The organism is Streptomyces sp. NPDC096339, from assembly GCF_044762985.1.
Taxonomy (GTDB): domain Bacteria; phylum Actinomycetota; class Actinomycetes; order Streptomycetales; family Streptomycetaceae; genus Streptomyces.
On sequence record NZ_JBIWFI010000021.1, the window covers coordinates 89842 to 113658 of the forward strand.

The window sequence follows — 23817 nt, forward strand, 5'->3', positions numbered from 1 at the left end:
AGAGTGACCACCACCGACCTCGCCGTGCGCTACTCCCGGCGCGTCGCCCTGCGCCACGAGCGGCTGTACGGGCACGGCTACCAGGGACCCGGGCAGGAGGCGGTATTCGCCGAGCTGACGGACCGTCTCGACCTGCGGCCGGGGCTGCGGCTGCTGGACATAGGCAGCGGCCTCGGCGGCGACAGCTTCCGCCTGGCCGAGCGGCACGGGCTGACCGTGGTCGGCCTCGACGCGGCGCCGGACATGACGGCGGTCTGCGTCGAGCGTGCCGCCGAACAGCGGCTGTCCGGCGTGTCGTTCGTCTCGGGCGACGTGCGCACCACGGAGCTGCTGACCCCGGACTCCTTCGACGTGCTCTGGACCCGCGACTGCGGGGCGTTCGTCCCGCCCTCCGACAAACTGCCGGCCTGGCGGCGGCTGTACGGCGCGCTGCGCCCGGGCGGCCAGGTGCTGGTGACGGACTACTGCCTCGGCCCGCAGGGCGCGTCGGCCGAGTTCGCCGCGAAGATGGCCGCGTGGGGCCAGTACATGCTCACCCCCGACGCCTACGGCGAGATGCTGGACGCGGCCGGCTTCGCCGAGGTGGTGGTGGAGGACCGCAGCGTCCACCTCATGGAGAGCATGCTGGAGGGCCGGCGGCTGCTGCTGGACGAACGGGAGTCGTTCCTGCGGGAGATGACCGTCGAGGAGTACGACGGGCTGCTCGACCGGTGGGACCGGAAGATCGGGTTCTGTGCGCGCGGCGAGCTCGTGTGGATGGTGCTGACGGCGCGCGGGGCGCAGTCCTGATGGTGCGCCGCTACGACGTGGCGGTGGTCGGGCTCGGCGCGATGGGGGCGATGGCGGCCTGGCAGGCGGCCCGGTCGGGCGCCACCGTGATCGGCCTGGACCGCTTCACCCCCGGTCATAAACGCGGCTCCTCGCACGGAGGCTCCCGGATCTTCCGGATGCTGCTCTTCGAGGATGCCCCGTACGTCTCGTTCGCCCGCGCCTCGCTGGGTCTGTACCGGGAGTTGGAGGCCCGGTCGGGGACCGGGCTCCTGGACCGGTGCGGCGGATTGCTGATCGGCTCGCGCGACGGGCCTGCCGTCGCCGCCGCGCGGCGCACCGGGGTCCCGTACGAGGAGTTGGACGGCGACGCCCTGCGGGCCCGGTTCCCGCAGCACGCTCCGGCCGGGGACGACGTGGGCCTGTACGAGCCGACGGCCGGGGTGATCCGGCCCGAGGCGGCGGTGCGGGCGGCGGTCGCCGAGGCGGCGGCCCTGGGGGCCCGGATCGAGACGGGCACCCGCTGCCTCTCGCTCGCCCAGGACGACCGCGGCACCACGATCACCAGCGACAGCGGGGTGCACCTGGCCCGGACGGTGATCCTGGCCGCGGGCTGCTGGACCGCCGGGCTGCTCCCTGAGCTCGCTCTGCCGATCCGGCCGCAGCGCTCGGTCCTCTCCTGGTTCCGCCCGGCCGAGGGGGCCGCCGCGGACCACGGGCCCGGCCGGTTCCCGGTGTTCGTCCGGCGCAGCGGGCAGTGGCAGGGCTGGGGCATCCCGGACGTCGACGGCAGCGGGGTGAAGGTCGGTGTCAGCGGGCCGGCCTCCCCGAAGCGCTGGCTGACCCGGCCCGAGGAGAACTGGGCCACCCCTCCCAGCGGGGCGGAGACCGACCCGGTGGCGGCGTTCGTCCGCTCCGCCCTGCCGGGGCTGCGGCCGGCCGTGGCCTCCTCCCGGGCCTGTATGGACGGCCGCACGCCCGACGGCCACTTCGTCCTCGGGATCCCCGCCGGCCGCCCCGGCACGGTGGTCTGCGGCGGGTTCGCCGGGCACGGCTTCAAGCACGCCCCGGCCGTCGGCCTGGCGGCGGCCCAACTGGCGCTGGAGGCCGCCACCGAGCTGCCGGTCGGGGCGTTCTCACCGGACCGCTTCGGGGAGCGGAGCTGACGACCGGGGTTCAGTGCACATCGGCTCCGGCGGGGGTCTCGTCGAGGAAGCCGCCGGACTGGTGCTGCCAGAGCTTCGCGTAGGCGCCCTCGGAGGCGAGGAGCTGCTGGTGGGTGCCCTGTTCGACGATCCGGCCGCGGTCGAGGACGACGAGCCGGTCCATGCCCGCGACCGTGCTCAGCCGGTGCGCCACCACCAGCGCGGTCCGGCCCTCCATGAGGCGCCACAGGGCGCCCTGGACGAGGATCTCGCTCTCCGAGTCCAGGGCGCTGGTGGCCTCGTCGAGCAGCAGGATCGGCGCGTCGCGCAGGATCGCCCTGGCGAGGGCAACGCGCTGGCGCTGCCCGCCGGACAGCTTGACCCCTCGCTCGCCGACCATGGTGTCGAAGCCTTCCGGGAGCCCGTCGGCGAACTCCGTGACGTGCGCCGCCTCGGCGGCACGGCGGATCTCGGCCTCGGTGGCGTCCGGCCGGGCGAAGGCGATGTTCTCGCGCAGCGTGCGGTGGAACATGGCCGGGTCCTGCGGCACATAGGCGATCAAGCTGCGCAGGTCGGCCTGGGACAGCCGGGTGATGTCCTGTCCGCCGATGAGGATCCGGCCGTCGTCGATGTCGGTCATGCGCAGCAGCAGCCGGGTGAGGGTGGTCTTGCCGCCGCCGGACCGGCCGACGAGGCCGATCTTCGTCCCGCTGGGAACGGCCAGGTCGAGGCCCTCGAAGAGCGGCTCCTTGCCGGCGCCCGCGTGGGTGAAGGTCACCCCTTCGAAGCGTACGTCGGCGGCCTGGGAGCGCAGCGGTTCCGGCGAGACCGGGTCCCGTACGGTCGACGGCGTCAGCAGCAGTTCGGTGAACTGCGCGGCCTCCGTCATCGAGCTCTCCAGACGGCGGTAGATCTGGTTGAACTCGAACATGATCCTCGTGGCGTTGGCGTAGTAGGTGAAGGCGACGATGATCGCCTCCACTCCGTGCTCCCCCGCGCCGAGGGACACGGCGAGCAGCAGGCCGAGCGCGTTGGTGAGCACGGACATCGGTGCGACCACGGTGTCGATGCGCAGGTTGCCGTAGTCCCATGAACGCAGGGTGAGCCGCCTCGACTCGGCCACCCGGGTGCGGTGTTCGGCCGCCTCGCGGTCCTCGGCGGCGAACGCCCGTACGGTGTCCATGTTCATCAGGCTGTCCGCGACGTGGCCCGACACCTGGGCGATCGCCTCCTCGCGCTGGGCGACGAGGGCCTGGCGGCGCCGGATGAGGGGTCTGACGCACACCGCCGCCAGCACGATCATCACCAGGAGCCCGGCCACGAGCAGCGGTTCGTACTGCCACAGCACCACCGACGCGAAGACCAGCGGCACGAAGCTGCCCATGACGTTGAAGGTCAACGTGTCGACGAACTCCTCGAAGCGGGAGGCGAAGCTGAGGACCCGCTTGGTCAGCGATCCGGCGAAGTTGTCGTGGAAGAACGCCGCGTCCTTCGCGAAGAGTTCGTCCATCCCGATCACGTACAGCTGCTCGATGCCGCGGGCGTCGAGGCGGTTCAGGCAGTGGAGTCCGATGCGCCACAGCGTCTCGGCGAGCAGCAGCACTCCGGCGAAGACGAGCACGTAGGGCAGCGCCGCCCCGATGCCCGCGCCGCCTTCCCCGCCGTCCCCGACGATCCGGCCGACGAGCTTCGCGACGATCAGCGGCGCGACGTAGAAGATTCCGATGTTGCCCAGGGCGGGCAGCAGCATGGCGGGGACCGTCAGCCGGCGCAGCCGCGCCAGCTCCCGTCCGTAGTAGCGGAGCGCGAGGAGCACGGGGCCCCTGCGCGGTGATGTTCCGTGAGATTCGACTGATCCCATCCCAAACCCTGTGTTGAGGTACCAACAGGACAGGAGTCGGAGTGTCCCGCAAGGGCGCCCGCGCAGTCCAACGGTGCCCGCCGCTACCCGCCGAGCACGGCGGGCGTCGGGCCGTCGGGGCGGACGGTGATGCTGTACGCGGCCCCGTCCGGGCGGGAGCGGAAGCGCGGCAGGTGCGCGGGCAGCAGGTGTTCGAGGAGGACGGTCGACTCCCTCAGGGCGAACTGCAGGCCCAGGCAGGCCCGGGGCCCGAGGCCGAACGGGTAGTAGCTCCCCGGGTGGGCGGGGCGGCGGCCGGGGGTGGTGAACCGGCCGGGGTCGAAGAGCTCGGGATCCGCCCAGAGTCCGGCGTCCCGGTGGGTGAGGTAGGGGCAGACCAGCACGTCGGTGCCGGCCTCGATCCGGTATCCGGCGAGCTCGTCGTCCTGCGCCGCGCAGCGGGGCAGTATCCAGGCGGACGGGTAGAAGCGCAGCGCCTCCTGGACGAGCGCCTGCACGGCCTGCCGGCGCTCCGCGGAGCCTTCGGGCCCCGGGGCGAGGGCCTGTTCCCGCGCGTCGGGGTTGCGGTCCAGCAGCAGGTACAGCCAGGTCAGGGTGGAGGCGGTGGTCTCGTGGCCGGCGACGAGCAGTGTCACCAGCTCGTCGCGGATCAGGCGGTCGGTGTACTCGGGGCGGGTGCCGGCCGCCTCGGTGAGGACGTGCAGCAGCCCGGGCCCGTCGGGTCCGGCCGCGCCGTCGCGTGCGGCGGCGATGGCGCGGGCCGCCACGGCGTCGATCCGGGCCAGCTCGGCGGCGACGGCCCCCTGGGCGGCGGTCACGTCGGCGGGCAGGCTCGGCATGGCGGCCACCACGGCGGGGACCGCGGCCAGTTCGCGTTCCGTGCCCGGGTCCAGGGGGTGGCCGGTCAGGGAGCGCCAGATGGTGTCCAGGGCGAAGCGGCGCATCTCCTCGCCGACGTCGAAGACCTCCCCGGTCCGGGCGTACGCGGCCCAGCGCGCGGCCGTGGTCCGCGCGGCCCCGGTGATCCGCTGCTCGTAGCGGCGCATGCCCGGTCCGGTGAACTGGGACTGGAGCAGCCGCCGTTGGCGCTGCCACGCCTCGCCCGTGGCGGCCAGCACCCCGTCGCCGATGAGCAGCCGGGCGCGGTGCGAGCGTTTCACGTACCGGTCGGGGTGGTGCGCGAGCACGTGCTGCACGGCCGGGGGGTCGGTGACCAGCACGGTGGGGCGGGGACCGAGCCTGAACGCGGCGATCCCGCCGAGCCGTTCACGCGCCAGGGTGAAGAGGTCGACGAGCTCCCCTCCCCCGCCCCGCCACTGTTCGACGAGGGCGGGGTCCAGCTCGGGGACCCGGCGGCCTGCCGGGGCAGGGCGCGGGAGGGGGCCGGGGCGGGCGTGGGTGGCCACGGGTGTGCTCCTGTACGTCGTCGCCGACGGGGTGCGGTCATCACGCACTGTAGGCGAGCCGCGTCCGTGTGCGACACCCCGCCCCGGGCCCCGGCCTCACCCCGCCGGGGCGTTCCGGCGTTCGCGGGCGCGGCGGATGTCGTAGGCGAAGAACCTCCTCACCGCGCCGCCGAGTTCGTCGGGGCCGGTGAAGCCCCGTCGGGCCATTTCGACCACCGGTGAGGTGCCGCTGCCGTGCCAGTGGCGCAGGAAGAGGGTCGCGCACATCGCGGGCGGCGGGACGGCGAGGCGGGGGCCGGCCTCCTCCGCGGCCTCGTCCGCGCGGGCGACGAGGGCGCACCACTCGTCCCAGCGTTCCGATGCGCGCAGCCGGTCCAGGACCGCCGGCCTCCAGTCCACCGACTGCCACACCGGCCACACCCGCACCATGAGGAGCCGGTTCCGGTCGGCGGCGGTGAGCCCGTCGGCAGCCTCGGCCTCGGTGAACCAGTGGGCGAGGGACGGCGGCAGGGGTGACCGGTCTTCGAGGCCGAGTTTGGTCGTCCCGTACTGCTCCAGGGTCATGCCACGGTCTGCCGCGAGGTCCCGCAGGAGCCCGGTGAGGACGTCCTCGTGCAGCGCGGGGTAGTCGGCGTCGAACAGCCTGGCCGCGTCCAGGACGTCGAGGTCGGACATCCAGCGGCCGGGGGCGTGCTCCCGGCGGGTCCCGCGGACCAGGGATTGGGTGCGGCCGATCCCCGTGAAGGGGACCTCGGGGGTGGTGGGGGCGGGGGCCGCGGCGGGGCGGTCCGCGACGGCGCGGAGGGCCGCCATCGCGTCGAGCCGCTTGAGGTCCCAGACGCCGGAGTCGATCATCTCCTCCAGCGTCCGCAGGGCCTCGTGGTCGGGCTCGTCCAGGGCCCGCTCGATGTCCTTCCAGCCCCGGTGGGTGAAGGGCACGGCCGCTGCCGCCGCCACGATCCGCCGCCCGGCCCGTGCCGGGACCAGGTCCTGCTCGGCCCCCTCCCGGCAGCCGTAGCGCAGGTTCACCAGTGCCACGGTCAGCGCGGGGTACCCCATTTCGGCGGGGCCGTGCAGGACGCCGACCTCGTCGTCGCCGTCGATCTCGCCCGAGGCGTACATTCCGTAGACGGTTCCGAGGCCCCGCATGCCGCACGGGGCCAGTTCCGCGGCGCGCAGTGCCCCCATGCTCGCGGCGCCGACGACGTCCACGCCTTCGGTGAGCACCTGGAGGATCTCCTTGTGGCCGACGGACCGCCGCTCCCGGAAGTAGCCGTCGATGACGACGGCGACGTCCCCCGGGTGCCACTGCTCCGCCAGGAGATCACCTCGACCGGCGGGGGGCCGGACCTCGGCGTCCGGGAGCACCGCCCGGACGTCGGCCGCGGAAAGCGTCGGCCCTGCGTAGACGACCACCTTGGGCGTGCTCACTACAACACCTCCGGACATACGCGGCTCCCCGGTGCGATGACCTTGACGACGGGGACTCCGATCTCGTCCCGCGTCAGATCGACCACGACGGGCGGGTGGGAAAAGGCGCTTGCCGCCTGCCGGACCACGTGCGCGAGGTCTCCCACCAGGCTCTCGTGGCGGGCGGGCGGCGACACCAGGCCTGCGATGTCGGCCGCCGGGGCGGACCGGGCGTCCTTCAGCCGGCCGACGTCCGCCCGGCCGAAGTCGTCGCGGAGGTCGTCCCGCGCGCCCGCTATGTACGCGAGTCTGGCCTGCGCCGCTTCGGAGACGGCTCGGGTGAGCGCGATCTCCGTACTCAGGTGGCATCCGAACCCGAACATCGGAGCCGGATAGTCGTGGCAGGCGACCCAGGCCAGGAAGCACGGCAGGCCGGTGGGCGAGGGTACGAACCGCACTTCGAGGGTGACGTCGGCCTTCTCGATCAGCGTGCACATCTCGTCGGCCACCGCCGACCCGGCGGTCCGCGGGTCGACGCGCACCCCCATCTCGCCGCCCCGCTTGACGGCCGCGGTCATCGCGTCCCGCTCGATGATCTCGCAGAGGGCGTGGAGGGTGGCTTCCACCAGGGTGTTCCCGCCGGCCAGCCCGTTCGTCGACTCGAAGAACACCGGCGGGTTCCAGTCGGTCTTCTCCTCCAGCGACAGCCGGGCCAGGCCCGCGGGGACGAACGTCCGCGCACCGTCGACCAGCGATCTGGCCTCCACCCAGTCCAGCGGGAGCCCGTCGTGCAGGAGGCTCGGTGCGCAGGGCGCCAGGGCGGCCACGTCGTAGCCCAGTTCCGGGCCGAGGTCGCGGGGGGCGGCCGTCATGACGGGGGTGACGGGCTGTTCCACGTGCCAGGTCTCGACGGACTCCATGACCGCCGAGAGTTTCGCCAGCTCGGGGGTCATCCCCTTGCCCTGGGAGACGGCGAGGGTTCGCGACAGGGGCCGGACGGCCTGGAAGGTCGGGATGCCGATGGTGTCGAGCCGGGTGATGTCGGCGACCCGGGTGACACCCACCTTCGCCGCCGCGCGGCTCACCATCTCCCAGGTGGCCTCCGGGGGCCGGGCTCTGTTCGTCCCGGGCAGGCGGAGCACGGAGCAGTCCTGGGGCGAGGCGAGCCAGGACAGGGTCTGGTCTTCGGTCTGCACGGTGAGGGACTCCCTGGGGTCAGAGGTTCCGGGTGCGCCGCAGCAGCGCGCGGCCGGCGACGAAGTTGGCGACGAGCGCGACGGCGGCCAGGACCAGCAGGGAGGGCCACGCCTTCTCCAGGCCGAAGATCGCGGCGTCGCGCATGCCGGTGACCGCGTAGGACACCGGGTTCACCGTCGAGATCCACTGCAGCACGGTGGGGAGCTGCTGCGAAGTGGACAGCGACGGCGCGGCGAAGACGAGGACGGGCACCGAGATGCTGGTGAGCACCATGAAGGTGCGGTAGTCCTTGATCAGGACGGCCGCGGCCAGGTAGAGCCCGTTGAAGGCCACCGACGACAGGACCAGCGCGAGCAGCAGCCAGATCCAGTGGGACGCCTCGAACGGGTAGTCGAAGATGATCGCGGCGACGGCCATGGCCAGCAGGCTCTGGGCCAGGACGAGCGTGACCCCGGCGAGGAGTTTGCCGGCCAGGAAGCGGGATCTGCGCAGCGGCCAGCTCCACAGCTGGGTCGACACCCCGCTCATCTCCTCCTGGAACATCGCCATGCCGGTGGTGCCCGAGGCGCTGACCACGGACATCGCCAGCACCATGGGGAGGAGGAAGACCGAGAACGGCAGGGTCTCGCCCCGGTAGACGATGTTCCCGACGACGTTGCCGAGGGAGGTGTTGACCAGCAGCAGGTACACGAGCATGGGGGTCAGGCCGAGGATGAGGTTGACCCGGTTGCGGGCGAGGAGTGCGTACTCGCGGTAGAACACGGCGGTGAAGTCGGCCGGTTTGCCCGTGCCGACCGGCGCCTTGGTCTTGAAGTCCAGCTCGGCCACGGTGTCAGCCCTCGTTCCCGGTCATGCGCAGGAAGACCTGCTCCAACGAGTCGGTGACGGTGGAGATGTCCGAGATCGCGACTCCGGCGTCGTGGCAGTGCCGTGACAGCTGCGGCAGTACGTCGCGGACCTGCGCGTTCTCGATGCGCACCTCGGTGTCCTGGGCGCTCGCGGCGAGTCCGGCGGCGCCCGCCCACTCCTTGACGACCTTGGCCGCGACCGCGTCGTCCACCTTCACCAGCAGGTGGGCTCCGCCGAACTCCCGCAGCAGCTCGCTCGGCTGGGCGAAGCGGACCACCTTGCCCTTGTTGATGACGAGGACGCGCTGGGCGTTGCGCTCCAGTTCCTCGATGATGTGGCTGGTCCAGATCACGGTCATGCCGTTCTCCTCGCGGAGCCACCGCACGAACCGCTCGATCTGGTGGCGGCCGGCGACGTCGAGTCCGGCCGAGGGCTCGTCGAGGATCAGGAGTTCGGGGATGGTCAGGAGCGCCCGGACGAGTTGCAGGCGCTGACGCTGTCCGCCCGACAGCTGGAAGACGAGCTGCGACAGGGCGTCCTTCAGACCGAGGTACTCGGCCACCTCCAGCGCCCAGGGCCGGGTGGTCCGCCAGGACAGGCCCTTGAAGCGGGTGGCGATCAGCAGGTTGTCGAGGGCCGACAGCATCTCGTCGTACGGGGCGGACTGGTGCATGGCGCCGATGCCGGTCTTGGCGGTGACCGGGTCGCGGGCCGGGTCCGCGCCGAACACCCGGATCTTCCCGGTGGTGGGAGGGGTGACGCCGCAGATCATCTTCATCAGGGTCGTCTTTCCGGCACCATTGGGTCCCAGCAGCCCGATGGTCTCGCCTCTGGCGATGTCGAATGAAATACCGTCGACCGCCGGCGTCTCTTTTCCGCGGTAGCGCTTTGTCAGTTCTTCGGCGTTCACCACGTGATTCGCCACGATCCCTCCTTCCACAATGCGCTTGATGATTCATCAGGAATCAGGAATGCCGATCGAGTCGCTGCGGGTGGACGTTACGCCTGTTGGCCACTGGGGAAGCGGCAGCTGCCCAAGCTGCCTTCGAACTGCCTCTGTTCTTCCGCCCCGCCCGCGGTCCCGTTGCTAGCATTCGCAGCATGAGCCGTTCGGGAAATACCGAAGACCACGACGGAAAACCCGTCGTGGTTCTCGTGAATTGCGCGGGCGGCCCCGAATTGGAGGTCGTTCACCGCGCCTTGACGGGACCGCTCGGAACTCCGACGGTGCTGATCCGGCCGGGCGAACTCTCCTCGACGTCCATGGCGCTGGACGTGGACACCGGTCTGCTGGACATCGCGGGGCGCCGGGTCAGACCGGCGGTGGTGTGGGTGCGTCACGCCTCGGCCTGCGCTCTGCTGGCCCAGGCGCGGCCGGCGGGCTCGGTGACCCCGTTGCAGGCGGAGTCGTGGTCCGGGTTCCTCCGTCAGGTGGGGCAGGCGGCGTCCGCCGCCCTGCCCGGCGGCACGGTCGTCGGTCCGGGCCAACTGGCGCAGGCCCGCCGCCTGGGCGTGCGCACGCCCCGGACGGTGATCACCAACGACGTCGCGGCGGCGGCGCGCACGGTGGCGTCGGCGACCCTGCTGGTCAAGACGCCGGACTTCCGGCTGTTCGAGCCGGACCGGGCCAACTGGCCGCCGTGCCAGCCCGCGGTGGTCGGCCGCGAGGCGGTGGCGCGGGGCCTCCCGGCGGACACCGCGACCGACGGGGGCGGGGTCGCGGCCGACGGGAACTGGGGCGCGGCCGGCCTGGTCCCGACCGGCGATGGACGTCCCGTCGTCGTCCAGGAGTACGTGGCTCACGCCCGTGAGCTGCGCGTCTACCACCTCGACGGCGGGATCTGCGCCTTCGAGGTCCGCAAGCCCGATCCGTCGAGCCCGGTGACGGATCCCGACAGTGTGACGGTGACGCGGGTCGATTGCCCGCCGCGCGCGGCCGACGCGGTACGCACCCTCTGCGCCGCGTGGGACCTGCGCTACGGGGCGTTCGACCTGCTCGTGCCGGACACCGGGGAACCGGTGTTCCTGGAGGCAAACCCGGACGGCGACTGGCTCTGGTTCGAACGCAAGGCGCGCTGGCACGGCGTCTCGTTCATGGCCGCCGTCATGGTCCGTGAGTTGTTCGTACGGAGTACGTCGTGAGGAGCTCGCGTTGATGACGTCGTTACGGGGCCCCGAGATCTCCACTCGGGGCCTGGTGCTCGTGGCCATGGTCGCTCAGGGTCATACGACCGACCGCGTGGCCCGTGCGCTGGGCCTGAGCAGACACACGGTGGGCGAGGAGATCAGCGTTCTCCTCGACCGGTTCAACTGCAGGAACAGGGCGGAGCTGGTGGCCTACTGCTACGTCCACCGGATCCTGCCGGTCGGTATCTGGCCGCCGCCGTGCGGTCCCGTGAAAGAGGTGAGTGACGTGTTCGACCCCCTGACCGCCCTGCGCGAAGCGGGACTTCCCGTCGACCAGCTGAGCACCGCGCAGCGCGATGTGCTGGCACACCTGACCGAGGAGGAGACCGCCGTCGTCGTATCCGTCCAGCACAGGCTGAACGAGGCGGATGCCGGCCCGGACGCCGAGGTGTGGGCCCACAACCTCAAGCTGCTCTGACCCCGCGGCACTTGCCCGTACCACGACCGAAACCCCTGGAGGAGGACCTCGCGTGAGCCGCAGACTGGTGGTCGTCCTCTTCCTCGATCTTGTCGGCTGGACCCGGCTCGCCGAGCGGGTCGACCCGGAGCCCCTGCAACAGCTCCTGGAGGAGTACTACGAGATCTGCTCGGCCTCGGTGGAGGAACACGGCGGGGTGGTCGAGAAGTTCATCGGCGACGCCGTGATGGCGGTGTTCGGCGCGGACACCTCCCAGGAGGACGACGCCCTGCGCGCGCTGCGGGCCGCCACCCACATCCGCACCGCCGTCCGCGAACTGCGCACCCCGGCGGCCGACGCGGCGCCGGTCGAGATCCACTGCGGGATCGCGGCCGGCGAGGCCCTGGTGACGCGTTCGGCACGGGCCGGGATCCGGGTCGTAGGCGACGTGGTCAACCTCGCCGCGCGCCTGCAATCGGTGGCGGTCGCCGGGGAGATCGTCGTCAACGAGACCGTGGCACACCTGGCCCGCCCGCACTTCACCATGGCCCCGGTCCTGCCGGTGATGCTGAAGGGCAAGGCCGAGCCGGTGCCCGTGCTGGTGGTGACGGGTGAGGCCGACGACGACCCGGCCGGTGACGGCTCGCCCATGGTGGACCGCAGGGCCGAACGGCACCGGCTGCGCCAGGCCTACCACCGGGTGGCGCTGGAGCGGCGGCCGGAGCTGGTCACCGTGCTCGGGCCGCCCGGCATCGGCAAGACCCGTCTGGTCAAGGAGGCCGTGGACGACCTCGTCGCGGCCGGGGCCGGGCCCATCGCCGTCTTCGGCAGCTGCCCCTCGTACGGGACGAACGGGAGCTACGCGGCGCTCCTCGAGGTGCTGGACGCGCTGACCCGGCAGTCGCCGGCCGGCGCGGAGCTGCTGCGGGCCGACGAACGCGTCGCGGGGGTGCTGGCCGGCCTGCGCGACGCCTCGCTCTCCCGCCTGGACGAGTCCGTCCCGGGCCCGGGTGTGGAGGAGGTGTCCTGGGCCGCGCGCGAGCTGCTCACCGCCGCGGCCTCCCGCCCGCTGGTCGTGGTGTGGGACAACCTCGCGTGGGCGGGGCAGTCGCTGCTCCGGCTCATCGGTGAGCTGATGGAGGACCTCCGGGACGTCCCGCTGCTGATGGTCTGCGTGTCCAGGCCGGAGCTCACCGGGCCCGACGGCCCCTGGTTCCCGGACGACGGGGTCATCGACGTCGGCGCGCTGGTCCCGATCGACAGCGCGCGCCTCGCGATGTCGCTGGCCGGACGGAGCCACGGCGACGAGGTGGAACTCCACGACCTGGACCTGGTCGACCGGGTCGCGCTCTACAGCGCGGGCAACCCGCTCTACATCCGCCTGATGATGGACTGGCTGCGGGACGGCAGGACCCTCGACGAGGTGCCGCCGACGATCACGGCCATGGTCGGCGCGATGATCGACCGGCTGCCCGCGCCCGCCCGGCGGCTGCTGGGCGCGGCTTCCGTGATCGGCCCGGCGTTCACGCTGGAGCAGCTCGCGCTGCTGGGCGAGGAGGTGCCGGCGGCGAACGTCAACGCCCTGGCGGGGCACCGGTTGTTCCACGCGACGGCCGAGGAGGGCGGGTACCGCTTCGTGCAGCAGCCCGTGCACGAGGTCGCCTACGGCAGGCTGGAGAAGGAGCAGCGCATCACCTGGCACCGGCGCCTGGCCGAGCGCGGTTTCAACCCCGGCTTCCACCTGGAGGCCGCCACCCGACTGCTCGGGGGGCTGCGTCCGGACGACACGGAGCTTCCGGAGCTGGCCCGTCAGGCGGCCGAGGCGCTGCTGGGCGAGGGCACGGTGGCGCTCCGGCAGCGTGACGTACCGACCGCGATCGGGCTGCTCGAACGGGCGCTGATGCTGGCACCGAACGGGCCGGACGGATGCCGGTCGGTCGCGGCGATCCGGCTCAGCGACGCCCTGATGCTCTCCGGGGACACCCGGCGCGCGCTGGACGTGGCCGCGGACGGCGCGCGGCAGGGCCCCGACGGCGACGGCCAACTGCCCTGCCTGGTCCAGCGGTACCTGCTGGCGGCGCGGCTGGGCCGGGTCACCGCGCAAGACGTCGGCAAACTGCGGGCCGCGCTGGCGGGCGGTGAGCCCGACCGGTTCGCCTGGTGCCGGTTCGAGCAGGTGCGGATGCTGCTCCACCTGGACCAGGGCCGGTTCGGCGCGGCCGAGGAAGCGGCGTGCGCCGCGCTCGGGCACTCCCGGCTGATCGGTGACGCGTACGAGGAGGACCGCCTGCTCGTCGCGCTGTGCGAGATCCGGCAGTGGTCCCCGACGCCGATGGCGGAGAAGCTCTCGGGCTGTGCCGAGCTCCTCGAACGGTTCGCCGCCGACCGGTTCCTGGCGCTGCCCGCGCTGGCCGCCCGCGCCCGCTGCCTGGCCCTGACCGGGGACCGCCCGGGCGCGCGCTCGGCACTGGCCGACGCCGAGTCCGTCGTGGAGCAGCTCCGGTTGACGATGGGTCGGGTCCTGGTCGACCAGGTGGCCGGGCTGGCCGCTTCGCTGGAGGGCGGGCACGAGGAGGCCGAGGGGCGGTTCCGCCGCGCGGCGAACGCCCTCGAACAGGCCGGCTACGTACCGGTGGCGCTGACCATGCGGGTGCAGGCGGCCCGTGAGCTCGCCCGGTGCGGCCGCTCCGAGGAGTCCGCGGAGCGGATCGCCCGGCTCCTGGAGCGTCGCGAGGAGATGGACGTGCGGGGGCGGATCCTGTGCCTGTCCGCCGCCGTGCTGGCCGCCGCCGGGGAAGGCCGCGTCGACCCGGCGCGGGGCGAGGTGCTGACCTTGCTGAAGGACATCGACGACCCCTGTCTGCGCGGCGAGGTCTGCTTCGACCTGGCCCGGGCCCACCGGTGTCTGGGCGAGACGTCCGAGGCCGGGGTCCTGGCCGGGCTGGCCGCCGACAGCTACCTGGCTGTCGGCGCCACGAGCCCTCTGGAGGCGGTGCGCGAATGGATTTGAACGACGTCCCCTGGCGGCGCGAACGGATGCCGCACCTGCTGGGGATGCCCGCGTGGAGCATGTCGCCCGACGGTGATCCCGGCGAACCCGTGCCGACGGCCCTGTTCGAGGGGATCGACCCGCGCTGGGCCTGGGAGGGCGCGGACGGCGAGGGCGTACGGGTCTGTGTGCTCGACAGCGGTGTCGACCCGACGCACCCGCTGGTCGGGTCCGTGGACCGGGCGTGGCAGGTGGTGACGGCCGAGGGCCGGGCGCCGCGCGTGGAGGAGTGCGAGCCCGTCGACGGCGCCGGCCACGGGACGGCGTGCGCGGGGATCATCCGCGGCATCGCCCCCCGGGTCTCGCTCAGCTCGCTGAAGGTCCTCGGCGACGGGAGGTCCGGCAGCGCCGCCGCGCTGATCTCCGGGCTCGCCTTCGCGATCGAGGAGGGGTTCGACGTGGTCAGCATGAGCCTGTCGACGACCCGGGTCGAGTTCCGCGACCGGCTGACCGAACTGTGCGACCGCGCCTACTTCCGCCGTACGACCGTGGTGGCGGCGGCGCACAACCTGCCCATCGAGAGCTTTCCGTGGAACTTCTCGTCGGTGATCTCGGTCGCCAGCCATGCCGAGTCGGACGGCATGCGCTTCTACTACAACCCCGCGCCGCCGGTCGAGTTCCGGGCCCGGGGCGTGCGCGTGCCGGTGGCGACCCGCGGCGGCGGCACCGTGCGGGGCACCGGAAACAGCTTCGCGGCACCGCACATGGCCGGGATCGCCGCGCTGGTACTGGGCAAGCACCCGTGGCTCACGCCGTTCCAGCTCAAGAGCGTCCTCTATCACTGCGCGGCGAACGTATCGGTCCAAGGAGGCGGGGAATGAAACCCTGGTCGCACGAGGTCATGGCCACCGAGCGCCAACTGCTCCAGTCCGTGGTGGCGGTGGCCCGCTACATCTACGGGGCCGCCGCGTCCTCGGTCTTCATGGTGAGTCCCGACACCGGCGAGCTGATCTTCGCCGCGGTCGCCGGCGAGGGCGAGGAGGGCCTGGTCGGCAAGCGCTTCGAGCCCGGCACCGGCATCGCCGGCTGGGTCGCGGCCAGCGGTCAGCCGCTGATCACCGACGACGTGGCCGGGACCGAGCAGTTCGCCGGCGACGCGGCGGCCTCCACCGGGTACGTGCCCGCGAGCATCATGGCCGCACCGCTGATCGCGGACGGGGAGTGCATCGGCGTGATCGAGGTGCTGGACCGGCACGTCCACGACACGGGCTCCCCCGGCCGGGAACTCGACGACATCGAACTGCTGGGTCTGCTCGCGACGCAGGCCGCGCTCAGTCTCGCCCTGCTGCGGCGCAGCGAGCAGGCGGCGAGCGCGGTGCCGCGCATGGGCGATCTGGTGGCCCGGCTGTCGCGGCACGCGGTGCTGGACTCCTCCGACCCGCTGGCCCTGTCGCTGCTGGGCATCTCGCTGGACCTGCTGGACCGGCGGGCCGACCCCGCCCCGAAGCCGGTCTGACGGCCGCCGGAGACGGATCGCAGACGTCCCGGCGACGCGCCGGAGACGCTTGCGGAACGGGGCCCGCCTACGCTCCCGCGCATGGTCCCCACAGCCGAGGTCGAAGCGCCGTCGTTTCCCGAACTGCTGCGCCACAAGCGCGTCCAGGCCGGGCTGACCCAGCGGACGCTCGCCGACCTGTCGACGATCAGTCCGCGTACGATCCGCGCCCTGGAGTCGGGGAGGGTGAACGCGCGGATGCAGACCGTCCGCCTGCTCGCGGACGCCCTGCGGCTGGAGGGGCTGTCCCGGGAGCTGTTCGTCAACGCGGGCCTGGGCAGCGGGCGGCAGGTTCCGGCCGGGACGGATCCCTGGCTCGCGGTGCCCCGGTCGGTCAACGCCCTGCTCGGGCGGGACGTCGAGGTACGGGCGATGGTGGGCGCGTTGGCGTCGGACCACCGCCGCATGATCTCCCTGTCCGGGCTTCCGGGGGTGGGCAAGTCGAGGGTGGCGACGGAGGTCGCGGTCCGGCTGAGCGCGCGCCGCGGATGGCCGGTGCTGTGGATGGGTTCCGGCCCGGTGGACGTCGACGCTCAGGGTGCGGCGCTCGGTTCCCTGATGAAGTCGCTGCGCCTGCTGGTCGAATCGCGTGAGCAGGACGTTGCCGCGGTGTGCCGGCTCATCGGTCGCAGCGAAGTCCTGCTCGTGCTCGACGGGGTCGCCGACGCGGGCGGTCCGGTCGTCGGCGTGCAGGACCTGCTGGCCTACTGTCCGGGTCTGCGCGTGGTCAGTACGTCCCGTACGCCGTGGCACGTGGCGGGCGTCCAGGGGACGGTGGTCCCGCCACTGGCCGTGCCGGGGCCGGACTGGGAGGCGTCGCGGTCGCTGGACGTCCTCGCCCAGGTGCCCTCGGTGCGGCTGCTCGTGGACCGGCTCTCGGAGGTCCGGCCCGGGTTCGCGCTCGGCCGTGCCGAGGCCGAGGCGGTGGTACGGCTGTGCCGGAGGCTCGACGGACTGCCGGTCGCACTGGAGGCGGCGGCCGCCGGGTCCCGGGTGCTGAGCCTGCGGCAGCTCGCGGACCTGCCCGACGCCCACCTGCTCGACCTGCCGGCGGCGACACGGTCCGGCGGCTCTCCGAAGACGACCGGCCCCGAGACGATCGGGGGCCTGGTCCTGGCCGGCTTCGACCGGCTGGAACCCTCGCACCGCTCGGTCCTGCGCGAGCTCGTGGCCCGCGACGGGGCGCCCACGGTCTCCGAGGTCGCCGAGGCCCTGCGCCGGCCGCTCAACCGGGTGGTGGACCATCTGAGCACGCTGATGGGCTGCGGGTTCGTCCGAGCCTCCCACGAGGAGGCGGAGGCGCGCCTGCACCTGCCGAACCTGCTGCGGGCGGCCCTGACCCGGCAGTGACGGCGGCGCGGACGCGGACGCGTCATGCCAGGTGGGCGGCGAGGAACCGTTCGACCGCGGTGTAGTAGGCCTGGCGGTTGCCGGGCCTGGCCAGACCGTGTCCTTCGTCGGGGAACAGCAGGTACTCGTGCGCGAGCCCCTTCGCGGCGAGCGCCTCGACGATCTGCTCGGCCTCCGCCCGCGGCACCCGTACGTCGTTCGCGCCCTGGACCACCAGGACGGGGATGCGGATGTCGTCGACCCGGGACAGGGGCGAGCGTTCCCACAGCATGTCGCGCTCGGTCTCCGGATCACCGACGTGGGCGTACATGAAGGCCTGCAGCGGAGTGCGCGTGGGCGCGCCGCCCGCCAGCATGGTCAGCAGGTTCGACGGACCGCAGAGGGCTATGGCGCAGGTGAACACGTCCGGTGTGAACGCCGCTCCGGCGAGCGCGGCGTACCCTCCGTACGAGCAGCCCATGATCGCGACCCGGTCGGGGTCGATCCCGCCCTCCGCCACGAGGTGGCCGAGGGCGTCGAGCAGGTCGGTCTGCATCGCGGCGCCCCACTGCTTGGCGCCCAGGTTGCGGAAGTGCTTGCCGTAGCCCGTCGAGCCGCGGAAGTTGACCTGGACGCAGGCGTATCCGCGGTTGGCCAGCAGCTGGGCCTCCTCGTCGAAGGCGAAGGTGTGGCGGGCCCAGGGGCCGCCGTGCACGTTGACCACCGCGGGCAGGCCGCGGCGCTCGGCGCCGGGCGGCCAGGTCACGTAGCCGTGCACCGTGACCCCGTCGCGCGCGGTGAACTCGAAGGGCTCCATCCTGGAGAGCCGGTACCGCTCCAGTTCCGGCTGGTGGCTGAAGAGCCGGCGCAGGTCTCCGGCCACCCGGTCGTACACGTGGTAGAGGACGGGGCCGGCGCCGGTGACCACCGAGACGGTCCACAGCCGTCCGGAGCGGTCGGTGCGGTCGACGTAGATCTCGCCGTCGATCCCCCGCAGGGCGAGTTCGCCGCGGATCCGGCCGAGGTCCTTGCCGAACTCCTCGTCGAGGAAGACCCGTTCGTCGCGGTCCTTGGCGAACAGCACCGCCTGCGGCCTGCCGGTCAGCGGGTCCGTCTCGACCTGTTTGACGTCGTACACCGGATCCTCGGCGAGCAGGGTCCGCTCGCCTGTCGTGATGTCGACCTCGAACAGGCGGCAGGCGTTGGCCCCGATGGAGGACAGGAGGTAGCAGGTCGCCCCGTCGCGTGCGAAGCCGGTGACGCGGGTGCCCATGGCGTCCTCGTAGGGCACGTCGAGCCAGGGCGGTGCCGCGCCGTCCGGTCCTTCCGGACCGTCCGTCGGGTCCAGGAAGACGGCCGTGCCGCCGTCGGGCTTCATCCTCGTGCCGCCGCGGACCCTGAGGTCGGTGTCGATGAGCCAGCTCAGGTAGCCGGGGTTCTCCGCGATCTTGGTGAGGTCGCCCGTCACCAGGTCCAGGCCGTACACGTCGTGCAGGCCCGGCCGGTCCTTGTTCAGCCCGATCAGCATGGTGGTGGGGTGCCACCGGTTGTGCGCGAGCACGCGCGCCTGCACCCCGTCGAAGGGGGTGGCGCAGCGCTCCTCGCCGGTCACGAGGTCGACGAGGTGCACCCGCCAGCTCTCGTCGCCGTTCTCGTCGCGCAGGTAGAACAGCGTGCGGTCGTCGTGGCAGAGGCCGTACGTGCGGATGCCGCGGCCCCGGTCGTGCGTGACGGCCACGGCCTCTTCCGGCCGGTCCACCGGCGCCACCCAGACGTTCAACACGCCGTCCTCCGGCGCCAGGTAGAGCAGGCGGGTCCCGTCCGGGGAGATCTCGGGCACGAGACGGGACGGGTTGCCGAACAGGACGGAGTGCGGGATCAGCGGTACGGCTTCAGTCGTCACGGGTCTCTTCCCAGGTGGCTTGCCGGTTTCGACGCCCCGAGAACCACCACTCGGAGAGCGCGGGGAACTGCGCGACCGCCTCGTCGGTGTCGAGCGGGGGGTTCGGGTGGGCGGTCCGCCCCCGGGGGGAGGGCGTGTCCTCGGCGCCCTGTGCGGGGACCAGCGTCTGGGTGCGGAAGAGCCGGCTCATCAGCACCGGGCTGGTCAGCAGGGCCCGGGCCATCGTGGCCCGCATCCGCTGCCCCGCGGCCGACGCGGGGGCGGAGCCGGCGGGCACCGCGGCGGCCCGTGATCGGTCCTGCTCGGTCGCCATCCGCCAGGACACGTCGGCCACTTCCGCCACGGCGGCCTGGAGCGCGGGCAGTCCGGAGGGCTTCGCGCCGTGCTCCGCCCATGCCCGGTCCAGCCGCAGGGCGCTGAGCAGTGCGATGGACATCCCGTGCGAGTGGACGGGGTTCACGGCGGTCAGCGCGTCGCCGACGACGAGGAAGCCCTCGGTCCGCGGCCGCCGTTCGTAGAAGCGTCTGCGGTTCGCGGTCGCACGGAACGGCCGCACCCCGCCCAGGGGTTCGGCCGAGGCCAGGAGTTCCGCCACGACCGGTGAGCGCAGTGCGCGGGCGCAGTCGGTGAACCCCCGCTCGTCGGTCGGCGGTGTCGACTCGCGGGTGCCGGTCAGCGTGACGATCCAGCGGCCGTCCTCGATGGGGAACAGCGTCGCGCCGTGGGCCGGCCCGCCGCCCTCCGCGCTCGGGTGCAGCATGACCGCCGGGATCCCGGAGGCCAGATCGGCCGGCGCCCGGTAGATCCGGGTGGAGTAGGCGAGTCCCGGGTCGACCACCTCTTCCTCGACGCCGGGTCCGCCGATCGCGGCCAGCCACCGGCCCGCCCGCGAGCGCCGGCCCGTGGCGTCCACGACGATGTCGGCGTCGATGCGCTCGCCGGCGCCGTCCTCGCCCGCGACCACGACGCCCGTCACGCGTGAGGCGTCTCCGGCGAGTCCGAGGACCCGGGTGCCCTCCCGGACCCGCACCGCGCCGCCGGCCAGCGCCCGTCGCCGGATGACGTGGTCCATGAGCCACCGGCTGCACGAGACCAGGTGGGCGCCGGTCTCGTGCCGCCGGAACCAGCCGTCCGCGCTCAGGATCAGCGCGCCGTCCGGCAGCCCGCGCCGGTGCGCGCCCCGGCCCCGGAGCTCTTCCAAGGTCCCCGGCAGCAGGGTCTCCAGGGCCTCGGCGCCGGCCGTGACGAGCACGTGGCTGTGGTGCGCCTGCGGCACCCCCGTCCGTGCCCCCGGGCCCCGCGGGTACCGGCCGGCCTCGATCACGGTGACCTCGTCGACGTGACCGGAGAGCACCTTGGCCATGAGCACACCCGCGAAGCCTCCGCCGAGGACGACCGCCTTGGTCATGGCCGCGCGACCGGCTGGTCCGTCTCCAGGAGAAGTTCGGCCTCGACCATGGAGGTGATGAAGGCGTCGACCTCCGCACGGATCCGGGCCGTCATGACCGCGTTGTTCCCCGCGAAGACGAGGGACAGCTTCTCGCCGACCGCCGCCCGGTCGCAGTCGTCCTCCACGAGCACCCAGATCTGGGCGGCGGTCGCGTTCAGCGTGCGGAACTCGCCGGACTCCGTGTGGTAGAGCGAGATGCCGTCCGCGGTCTCCTGCCAGATGACCGCGTCACTGATGTGCAGGGACATCGCCCAGCCTCCTGTTCACCGGCATGATGGGAATGAGTTCGCCGACCTTGATCGCGGGCCTCGGGGTGGGGACGTAGGTCTTCCACTGTTCGTGGACCGCGTGCACCTCGCCGGTGGAGACCAGGCGGGGGACCGTCATCTCCAGGTCGTTGCGGGCGAGTTCCTCGCGGCTCACTCCGGTTTCCTGCCACAGCTGCGTGGTGACGCCGTGCCGCAGGATCCGGCACAGGTGCCGGCTGTTGCGGCGCAGGTCACCGGATTCCGACATGTGCGCGGCCCGGCAGCCGCCGCCGCAGTTGGCCTTGATGTAGCACTTCTCGCAGTCGGCGTGGAACTCGCCGCCGAAGACCGTGCTCCGGCGCATCGCGAAGAGGACCGGGCTCGCGAAGATCTCCGAGAGCCGCTGCTTGCGGATGTTGCCGGCGTACTCGCCCTTGCCGGTGGTGAGCTTGCACGGGTAGACGTCGCCGAGGGAGTTGACGTAGATCTCGTTGCCGCCCATCCCGCAGTTGCCCTTGACCGAGCACGGGGTGACGGGCCTCGGCCCGTCCGGCCTGAACTTGCCGGCGACCGGCGAGGTCCAGACGAGCTGCTGCACCCTCAGGTGGTCGGCCCAGCCGAAGCCGTCGTCGTCACCGGCGCCGCGGCCCAGGTCGTTGTGGTTCATCAGGCGGACGCTGTGGATCTCGATCCCGTCGAGGAAGGACGCGAAGTCCTCCAGCTCGTCGATGTTGTCCGAGGTGACGATGTGGTTGATGGCCGGGGTCACGCCCTCGGCGTTGAGCAGTTCGATCGCCCGGCGGGTCCTGGCGAACGAGCCCTTGCCGCGGGTGCGGTCGTGCGTCTCGGCCGTGCCTCCGTCGAGGCTGATGGTGACGACGTTGAACAGCTCGGCGAAGCGTTTCGCCGTGGCCTCGTTCCGGATCATCGTCGCGTTGGTGATGATGTTGGACTTCAGGCCGCTGTCGTTGGCGTGCTCGACGATCCGGAAGAGGTCCTTGCGGAGCATCGGTTCGCCGCCGGTGAAGACGAGGACCTTGGTGCCGAGTTCGGCGATCTGAGTGACCAGGTCCATCGATTCGGCGGTGTCGAGCTCACCGGGAAGGCACTTCTCGGAGGACGCGTAGCAGTACGGGCAGCGCAGGTTGCAGCCGTCGGTGATGGCGTAGTACGCGAAGCTCAGGGGCGGTTCACCGAGCTTGATCTTCGGCTTGTTGCCGTTGAAGTAGACGAGCCAGTTCAGGATGAGTTTGGCGAGGGCGCGCTCCGTCTCATCGTCCGGCTCCAGCACCGCCTGCTCCCCGCGGGCCCGCGCGACGGACAGGGCCTGGAGCACCCGGAATTCACGCCCGTCGAGGACGCACCGGGCGGCCACCTCCGGGTTGACCACGAGGTGGTCCTCGCCGTTCACGAAGTAGGTCAGGTCCTGCGGCACGTCGAACCGCGCCAGGTTCCGGACCAGGTTCCCTCGCATCCCGCCTCCTCTCTGAGCCGGCACAGGCGCGGCCCGACGCGAGCGGCCGTCGGGCCGCGCCTGTGAACTGTCGGACTAGTTCTGCGCGTGACCGGAGCCGGACCAGACGCCGCAGGCACACAGCATCGCGGCGTCCCAGCCCTCCTTCGAGGACTCGGGCGAGGACCACTCCTGGGAGTGGGCCACCACGTCGGGCAGGATCGCCGCGAGGCGGTTCTTGGTCGAGATGAGGACGGTGGTCTCCTCCTCGGTCAGGCTGCCGTAGAACTCCTCGAGTGCGGGGGCCATCGTGCCGCCGATGACACCGGCGGAACGGAGCGCCTCCAGGGAGTTGAAGCTCATGTTTCCCACCCTTCGCTGTGACGTTCGGTACGGGGACGCCACCGAGACTGCGCGTGGCGGTTCGGTGAAACAACCCCACGAATGTGGGTTGTGTCAGAGGCATGAACGGGGACATACGCGCGAGGACGGCGCCGCTCCCGGCAGCGGATCCGGTGGCCGTATACGAGCCTCGGGAACCGGCCACGCGAGGGTGTTGACGATCTCCATGCCGTGCCTCACGCTCATACCACAGCTGTTGTGAAGCTCATGTGAAGCGAACGTGGATGTCGGCACCGGAGATCACTGACACGCCCAGTCGGCGGGCCAACGGTCCGTCGGACGACCCGAGAGGTGCGATGAACCCCACAGGCTTCGGCATCGTGCACGTATCGCTGCTGCCAGGCTTCGTCTGCCGCACGGATCAGGGGGTCGCCGATCTCAGCGACATCCAGCAGCGGCTCGTCGCGGGCCTCGTGCTCGGCGACCGTCCGGTACGGCGCGGCGACCTGGCCGCACGGCTGTGGCCCGACGCCCCGCCGGCCCGGGCCGCGGCCCGATTACGGCAGACCGTGTGGCGGCTGAATCAAGCCACGTCCGGGGCGCTCTTGCGGACCACGCACACCACCATCTCCCTGGCCGACCACGTCGAGGTGGACTACAGGACGGCCGCACGACTGGTCTCGGCGGTGTCGGGAACCGCCGGCGCCGCGGTCGACGAGGACTGGCAGCCGCAGCTGTGGAGCATGTTGCGGCACCCGCTGCTGTACGGATGGGACCACGACTGGCTCGTGCCGTTCCAGGAGAAGTGGAAGCTCCAGCGCGTCCAGACGCTCGAGCGGCTCGCGGAGACGTTCCTGCAACGCCGGCAGCACGACGCCGTGCTCGAACTGGCCGACGCCGCGGCCCAGGCCGACCCGCTGCGGGAGGGACCCCGGCGCATCGCCGTCCAGTCGTGCCTGCACGTCGGCGAAGTCGCCGACGCACACCGGCGCTACCGCCACTACCGCGAGCTCCTCTTCTCCGAACTGGGCGTGGCCCCGAGCGGCGCGATCCCGCAGTTGCTGAAGCAGGACCGCGAACGCCAGCTCGCCCTCACCGCGGAGTACTGAGCGCGGAGCGCCGACCCCGGAGTGCGGAGCATGGAGCGCCGACCCCCGAGTGCGGAGCATGGAGCACCGACCCCCGAGTGCGGAGCGCCGAGTGTCGAGCGCCGGCCGGGTGGCCCGCCGCTCCGCATCACCCGTGCGGCCCCCGCGTCCGCGCCCCGACGGGACGGCACCGCCGCCCGGAGCGCACCTGGCGTCACTCCCGTCCGGGAGTAGGGTCGA

20 protein-coding genes are annotated in these 23817 nt (G+C 72.4%); 9 read left to right on the plus strand and 11 right to left on the minus strand.

The window, feature by feature from the left end; genetic code table 11:
* Window positions 1-3 precede the first annotated feature (3 nt).
* Both ACIQ5Y_RS24725 and solA read left to right on the plus strand, forming a co-directional pair.
* The gene (locus tag ACIQ5Y_RS24725; RefSeq protein ID WP_403884351.1) at window positions 4-789 is read left to right on the plus strand and encodes a methyltransferase domain-containing protein; all 786 of its coding nucleotides are present in this window, start codon (window positions 4-6) and stop codon (window positions 787-789) included.
* Complete coding sequence (solA, locus tag ACIQ5Y_RS24730) at window positions 753-1934, plus strand: N-methyl-L-tryptophan oxidase (RefSeq protein ID WP_403884353.1); 1182 nt, start codon at window positions 753-755, stop codon at window positions 1932-1934. The genes ACIQ5Y_RS24725 and solA overlap by 37 nt, the downstream gene beginning before the upstream one ends.
* A 10-nt stretch (window positions 1935-1944) precedes the next feature.
* Here the strand turns inward: solA and ACIQ5Y_RS24735 are convergent, their stop codons facing one another.
* From ACIQ5Y_RS24735 to ACIQ5Y_RS24760, 6 genes are all read right to left on the minus strand, one after another.
* Complete coding sequence (locus ACIQ5Y_RS24735; RefSeq protein ID WP_403884356.1) at window positions 1945-3774, minus strand: ABC transporter ATP-binding protein; 1830 nt, start codon at window positions 3772-3774, stop codon at window positions 1945-1947.
* Window positions 3775-3857: 83 nt separating this feature from the next.
* Window positions 3858-5180 carry a cytochrome P450 gene (locus tag ACIQ5Y_RS24740; protein WP_403884359.1) on the minus strand — a complete coding sequence of 441 codons (1323 nt, stop codon included), beginning with the start codon at window positions 5178-5180 and terminating at the stop codon, window positions 3858-3860.
* Between the two features lie 96 nt (window positions 5181-5276).
* Window positions 5277-6611 (minus strand): TfuA-like protein, encoded by a 1335-nt coding sequence (locus tag ACIQ5Y_RS24745; protein WP_403884362.1) that lies wholly within the window; start codon window positions 6609-6611, stop codon window positions 5277-5279.
* Window positions 6611-7786 (minus strand): YcaO-like family protein, encoded by a 1176-nt coding sequence (locus tag ACIQ5Y_RS24750; protein ID WP_403884365.1) that lies wholly within the window; start codon window positions 7784-7786, stop codon window positions 6611-6613. The genes ACIQ5Y_RS24745 and ACIQ5Y_RS24750 overlap by 1 nt, the downstream gene beginning before the upstream one ends.
* A gap of 19 nt (window positions 7787-7805) precedes the next feature.
* Window positions 7806-8615: an ABC transporter permease gene (locus ACIQ5Y_RS24755; RefSeq protein ID WP_403884368.1), complete on the minus strand. Its 810-nt coding sequence runs from the start codon at window positions 8613-8615 to the stop codon at window positions 7806-7808.
* Window positions 8616-8619: 4 nt separating this feature from the next.
* A complete protein-coding gene (locus ACIQ5Y_RS24760; RefSeq protein ID WP_403884370.1) occupies window positions 8620-9561 on the minus strand; it encodes an ABC transporter ATP-binding protein in 942 nt (313 codons plus the stop codon).
* 176 nt (window positions 9562-9737) lie between these two features.
* Here ACIQ5Y_RS24760 and ACIQ5Y_RS24765 point away from each other — a divergent pair, with 176 nt between their 5' ends.
* The 6 genes from ACIQ5Y_RS24765 to ACIQ5Y_RS24790 all read left to right on the plus strand — a co-directional run bounded on the left by ACIQ5Y_RS24765 (window position 9738) and on the right by ACIQ5Y_RS24790 (window position 17114).
* Window positions 9738-10778: a hypothetical protein gene (locus tag ACIQ5Y_RS24765; protein WP_403884373.1), complete on the plus strand. Its 1041-nt coding sequence runs from the start codon at window positions 9738-9740 to the stop codon at window positions 10776-10778.
* A gap of 13 nt (window positions 10779-10791) precedes the next feature.
* Window positions 10792-11241: an aroma-sacti cluster domain-containing protein gene (locus tag ACIQ5Y_RS24770; protein ID WP_403884376.1), complete on the plus strand. Its 450-nt coding sequence runs from the start codon at window positions 10792-10794 to the stop codon at window positions 11239-11241.
* 52 nt (window positions 11242-11293) lie between these two features.
* On the plus strand, window positions 11294-14230 hold the full coding sequence (locus ACIQ5Y_RS24775; protein WP_403884379.1) for an AAA family ATPase: 2937 nt from the start codon (window positions 11294-11296) through the stop codon (window positions 14228-14230).
* Window positions 14221-15090 (plus strand): S8 family serine peptidase, encoded by an 870-nt coding sequence (locus tag ACIQ5Y_RS24780; protein ID WP_403884382.1) that lies wholly within the window; start codon window positions 14221-14223, stop codon window positions 15088-15090. The genes ACIQ5Y_RS24775 and ACIQ5Y_RS24780 overlap by 10 nt, the downstream gene beginning before the upstream one ends.
* Entirely contained in the window at window positions 15087-15725 is a 639-nt protein-coding gene (locus ACIQ5Y_RS24785) for a GAF domain-containing protein (protein WP_403884384.1), read from the plus strand. The genes ACIQ5Y_RS24780 and ACIQ5Y_RS24785 overlap by 4 nt, the downstream gene beginning before the upstream one ends.
* Before the next feature lie 81 nt (window positions 15726-15806).
* A complete protein-coding gene (locus ACIQ5Y_RS24790; RefSeq protein WP_403884387.1) occupies window positions 15807-17114 on the plus strand; it encodes a helix-turn-helix domain-containing protein in 1308 nt (435 codons plus the stop codon).
* Window positions 17115-17136: 22 nt separating this feature from the next.
* Here the strand turns inward: ACIQ5Y_RS24790 and ACIQ5Y_RS24795 are convergent, their stop codons facing one another.
* From ACIQ5Y_RS24795 to ACIQ5Y_RS24815, 5 genes are all read right to left on the minus strand, one after another.
* Window positions 17137-18996: a S9 family peptidase gene (locus tag ACIQ5Y_RS24795; protein WP_403884390.1), complete on the minus strand. Its 1860-nt coding sequence runs from the start codon at window positions 18994-18996 to the stop codon at window positions 17137-17139.
* Window positions 18986-20404: an NAD(P)/FAD-dependent oxidoreductase gene (locus ACIQ5Y_RS24800; RefSeq protein WP_403884393.1), complete on the minus strand. Its 1419-nt coding sequence runs from the start codon at window positions 20402-20404 to the stop codon at window positions 18986-18988. Before ACIQ5Y_RS24800 ends, ACIQ5Y_RS24795 begins: the two co-directional genes overlap by 11 nt.
* Complete coding sequence (locus tag ACIQ5Y_RS24805; RefSeq protein ID WP_403884396.1) at window positions 20401-20694, minus strand: PqqD family protein; 294 nt, start codon at window positions 20692-20694, stop codon at window positions 20401-20403. The genes ACIQ5Y_RS24800 and ACIQ5Y_RS24805 overlap by 4 nt, the downstream gene beginning before the upstream one ends.
* Entirely contained in the window at window positions 20675-22168 is a 1494-nt protein-coding gene (gene stsB, locus ACIQ5Y_RS24810) for a StsB family radical SAM/SPASM domain sactipeptide maturase (RefSeq protein WP_403884399.1), read from the minus strand. Before stsB ends, ACIQ5Y_RS24805 begins: the two co-directional genes overlap by 20 nt.
* Window positions 22169-22243: 75 nt before the next feature.
* Window positions 22244-22510, minus strand: coding sequence for a StsA-related sactipeptide RiPP (locus ACIQ5Y_RS24815; protein ID WP_403884401.1), 267 nt, complete (start codon window positions 22508-22510; stop codon window positions 22244-22246).
* Between the two features lie 335 nt (window positions 22511-22845).
* On the opposite strand from ACIQ5Y_RS24815, the gene ACIQ5Y_RS24820 reads away from it, so the two are divergent.
* Window positions 22846-23598: a BTAD domain-containing putative transcriptional regulator gene (locus ACIQ5Y_RS24820; protein ID WP_403884404.1), complete on the plus strand. Its 753-nt coding sequence runs from the start codon at window positions 22846-22848 to the stop codon at window positions 23596-23598.
* Window positions 23599-23817 lie beyond the last annotated feature (219 nt).

Bases quoted from the DNA above. Each gene is read 5' to 3' on its own strand.
- stsB (WP_403884399.1), bottom strand. From the start codon at position 22,168: ATGCGAGGGAACCTGGTCCGGAACCTGGCGCGGTTCGACGTGCCGCAG.
- ACIQ5Y_RS24815 (WP_403884401.1), bottom strand. From the start codon at position 22,510: ATGAGCTTCAACTCCCTGGAGGCGCTCCGTTCCGCCGGTGTCATCGGC.
- ACIQ5Y_RS24770 (WP_403884376.1), top strand. From the start codon at position 10,792: ATGACGTCGTTACGGGGCCCCGAGATCTCCACTCGGGGCCTGGTGCTC.
- ACIQ5Y_RS24735 (WP_403884356.1), bottom strand. From the start codon at position 3,774: ATGGGATCAGTCGAATCTCACGGAACATCACCGCGCAGGGGCCCCGTG.
- ACIQ5Y_RS24785 (WP_403884384.1), top strand. From the start codon at position 15,087: ATGAAACCCTGGTCGCACGAGGTCATGGCCACCGAGCGCCAACTGCTC.
- ACIQ5Y_RS24780 (WP_403884382.1), top strand. From the start codon at position 14,221: ATGGATTTGAACGACGTCCCCTGGCGGCGCGAACGGATGCCGCACCTG.
- ACIQ5Y_RS24800 (WP_403884393.1), bottom strand. From the start codon at position 20,404: ATGACCAAGGCGGTCGTCCTCGGCGGAGGCTTCGCGGGTGTGCTCATG.
- ACIQ5Y_RS24790 (WP_403884387.1), top strand. From the start codon at position 15,807: ATGGTCCCCACAGCCGAGGTCGAAGCGCCGTCGTTTCCCGAACTGCTG.
- ACIQ5Y_RS24765 (WP_403884373.1), top strand. From the start codon at position 9,738: ATGAGCCGTTCGGGAAATACCGAAGACCACGACGGAAAACCCGTCGTG.
- ACIQ5Y_RS24805 (WP_403884396.1), bottom strand. From the start codon at position 20,694: ATGTCCCTGCACATCAGTGACGCGGTCATCTGGCAGGAGACCGCGGAC.
- ACIQ5Y_RS24820 (WP_403884404.1), top strand. From the start codon at position 22,846: ATGAACCCCACAGGCTTCGGCATCGTGCACGTATCGCTGCTGCCAGGC.